Source organism: Peterkaempfera griseoplana, from assembly GCF_001418575.1.
Taxonomy (GTDB): Bacteria; Actinomycetota; Actinomycetes; order Streptomycetales; family Streptomycetaceae; genus Peterkaempfera; species Peterkaempfera griseoplana.
Map to the genome: position 1 here is coordinate 1 of NZ_LIQR01000379.1, position 3,177 is coordinate 3,177.

At 73.2% G+C, this 3,177-nt stretch carries 2 protein-coding genes and 1 pseudogene; 2 read left to right on the top strand and 1 reads right to left on the bottom strand.

What is annotated here, in order from left to right; translation table 11 throughout:
- Positions 1-1,654 (top strand): diflavin oxidoreductase (locus AOK09_RS26525; RefSeq protein WP_169797069.1); only part of this gene is annotated, 1,654 nt, incomplete at its 5' end.
- Here AOK09_RS26525 and AOK09_RS26530 read toward each other — a convergent pair.
- Positions 1,633-2,102, bottom strand: a pseudogene (locus tag AOK09_RS26530) (hypothetical protein). The gene AOK09_RS26525 and the pseudogene AOK09_RS26530 overlap by 22 nt on opposite strands.
- Before the next feature lie 190 nt (positions 2,103-2,292).
- Between AOK09_RS26530 and modA the strand changes: the two are divergent.
- The gene (gene modA, locus AOK09_RS26535; RefSeq protein WP_055589781.1) at positions 2,293-3,093 is read left to right on the top strand and encodes a molybdate ABC transporter substrate-binding protein; all 801 of its coding nucleotides are present in this window, start codon (positions 2,293-2,295) and stop codon (positions 3,091-3,093) included.
- The last annotated feature ends 84 nt before the right edge of the window (positions 3,094-3,177 follow it).

The following is a 3,177-nucleotide window of genomic DNA, read 5'->3' on the forward strand; positions in this document are numbered from 1 at the left end:
GGCGCCCGCCGCCGGTGCCGCCGAGGGCCGCCGGGACGTCGTGGTGCTGTGGGCGTCGCAGACGGGGAACGCGGAGGAGTTCGCCGCCGCCACGGCCGAACGCCTGAGCCGGTCGGGTCATCGCGCCACCCTCGTCGGCATGCACGAGGCCGACCCCGGGGCGCTGCCCACCACCGCCGACCTGCTGCTGATCACCAGCACCTTCGGCGACGGCGACGCGCCCGACAACGGTTCCGGCTTCTGGGAGGCCCTGACCTCCCCGGGCACGGCCCGGCTGGACGGTGTGCGCTATGCCGTACTGGCGCTGGGCGACTCCTCCTACGACGACTTCTGCGCCCACGGGCGGCGGCTCGACCAGCGGCTGGACGAGCTGGGTGCGGTGCGGCTGGCCCCGCGTACGGACTGCGAACCCGACTACGAGCCGTCGGCCCTCGCCTGGCTGGACCAGGTGCTGGCGGCACTCACCGACGCGGACCCCGCCCCGGCCGCCCCTGCGCCCGCGCTCGCACCGGCGGTGGGCACCGGACGTTCCGCCCGGCCCGCGCCGGTCACCGCCCGTCTCACCGGCAACCGGCTGCTGAGCCTGCCCGGAGCGGCCAAGGAGGTCCGCCGGTTCACCTTCGACACCCGGGAGGGCGAAACCCCGCTGGAGTACGAGGCCGGTGACTCCCTGGGAGTACATCCAGTCAACTCCCCGGACCTGGTGGCGGAGTGGCTGGCCGTCACCGGTCTGGACGCCGCCACCGAGGTGGAGCTGGCGGGCCTCGGTCCGGTCCCGTTCGGCGAGGCACTGCACCGGCACCTGGACATCACCAGGATCACCCCGGACCTGCTGCGGTTCACCGCCGAGCGGACCCGCGACCGCGAGCTGCAGAAGCTGCTGCGCCCCGGCAACAAGGGCGAGCTCGCCGCCTGGTCGTGGGGCCGCCAGGCCGTGGACGTGGTCGCCGGGCACTCCGTCCGCGCCACCGCCGAGGAGTGGGCCGGGGTCCTCAAGCGCCTCCAGCCGCGGCTGTACTCCATATCGTCCAGCCCCCTCGTCGATCCCGGCCTTGTGTCGCTGACGGTCTCCGTCGTCCGCTACGAGAACCGGCACGGCCGGCCACGGGCGGGGGTCTGCTCCACCCACCTCGCCGACGCCGAGCCCGGCAGCCCGATGCCGGTCTTCGTCCAGCGGGCCCCGCACTTCAGGCCGCCGGCCGACTCCGCAACCCCGATGGTGATGGTGGGCGCGGGCACCGGGGTGGCGCCCTTCCTCGGCTTCCTCGCCGAGCGCCGGGCCCGGGGGCATCGCGGACCCAACTGGCTCTTCTTCGGCGAGCAGCGCCGCGCCACCGACTTCTACTACCGCGAGGAGCTCTCCGCCCTCCGGTCCGAGGGCACCCTGACCCGTCTGGACACCGCCTTCTCCCGCGACCAGCGGGCCAAGGTCTACGTCCAGGACCGGATGCGCGAGCACGGCCCCGCGCTCTGGTCCTGGCTGCAGACCGGCGCCCGCCTCTATGTCTGCGGTGACGCCTCCCGGATGGCCAGGGACGTCGATCAGGCCCTGCGCGACGTCGCCTCGGTGCACGGTGGTCTGGACGAGGAGGCGGCGGCCGCGTACGTCAAGCAGCTCGCCTCCGAGCGGCGCTATGTCCGCGACGTGTACTGACCGTCGACCCTGATGGTGGTGATGCCGCTGACGTGCCGCGCCCCGCAGCGGTCCTGCGGCAGCACCAGCTGCGGGCCCAGGCGGTCGAGCGGGGCGTCGTCGGCGCGCGCCGCCGGCAGGACCTGAGCCCTGCCGAAGTCCGGGTCGATCTCGCCCCAGGAGAGCAGGGCCCGGTGGCCGTCGGCGCCGGTGACCGCGATCAGGAAGCGTAGCCGGTCCCTGTGGCGGGCCGGGTCGAAGCCGGGTCCGGCGGCCGCCAGTACGTCGTGCAGCAGCGGACCCTGGAGTGGTGGTGCTGGACACCGCTGGTCGCGCATGCGAAGGAGACCCGGATGCGGTGCTGGGGCCAGGCCTGGAGGTCGGGCACGGTGAGACGGACGGGGCAGGCCAGGTCCCCGGTCAGCTCCACCCCGGCCAGGGGTCCGGCGGCTGCGGCGGTCCCGTTCATCGGCTCGCACCTCCGGTACGACGGTACCTGTGGGCAGGTCGGTAAGCGCATCTGCAAGTGGATTCCGCGCAATCATTAGGTTTGTGCAATGGGCAGGACCGGTCACGGCTAGCATCTGCGGCACTATGATCGAAGGGTGGGTCCGGCCGTCCAGGGACCGCAGCGGCAGAGCCTGAGGGAGAGAGCTGTGATGATCCGTTCCCCGCGTCGACGGGCCCTTCGGGGCGTCGCGGCAGGTGCTCTGGCGCTGCTGGCGCTCAGTGCCTGCTCCTCCGGCGGCTCCTCCTCGCCCGGGGCGTCCGCGGACCGGATGACGGGGGAGATCACCGTCTACGCCGCGGCCTCCCTCAAGGAGGGCTTCACGGCCCTGGGCAAGGAGTTCGAGAAGGCCCACCCGGGCAGCCATGTGGAGTTCTCCTTCGGCGGCAGCGACACCCTGGCCGCAAGCATCACCGCGGGGGCGCCCGCCGACGTCTTCGCCGCGGCCAGCCCCAAGACGATGAAGACCGTCACCGATGCGGGCGATGCCACGGGCACCCCGGTCGTCTTCGTCCGCAACCAGCTGGAGATCGCGGTGCCGCCCGGCAACCCCCGGAGGATCTCCACCCTCAGGGACCTCACCACGACGTCCGGGCTCAAGGTCGCGCTCTGCGCCAAGGAGGTCCCCTGCGGCGCCGCGGCGCAGAAGGCCCTGGACGCCGCCGGGCTGAAGCTCACCCCGGTCTCCTACGAGCAGGACGTCAAGGGCGCCCTGACCAAGGTGGAGCTGAAGGAGGTGGACGCCGCGGTGGTCTACCAGACCGATGTGAGGGCGGCGGCGGGCAAGGTCGACGGCGTCCGGTTCCCCGAGTCGGCCGGGGCCGTCAACGACTATCCGATCGTGCTGCTGAAGCACTCCTCCGAGCCCGAGGAGGCCAGGGCCTTCATCGCCCTGGTGCGGTCCGCCGAGGGCAGGAAGGTGCTGAGCCGGGCGGGCTTCCTCAACCCATGACGTACGGTCCGCCGCCACCGGGTCCCGTGGCGCCGGGCCCCGCGGGCCCCGGGCCTGCGACCCTCGCTCCTGTGGACTTCCGAC

Excerpts from the sequence above, each read along its gene's own strand:
- modA (WP_055589781.1), top strand. The coding sequence starts at position 2,293 with ATGATCCGTTCCCCGCGTCGACGGGCCCTTCGGGGCGTCGCGGCAGGT.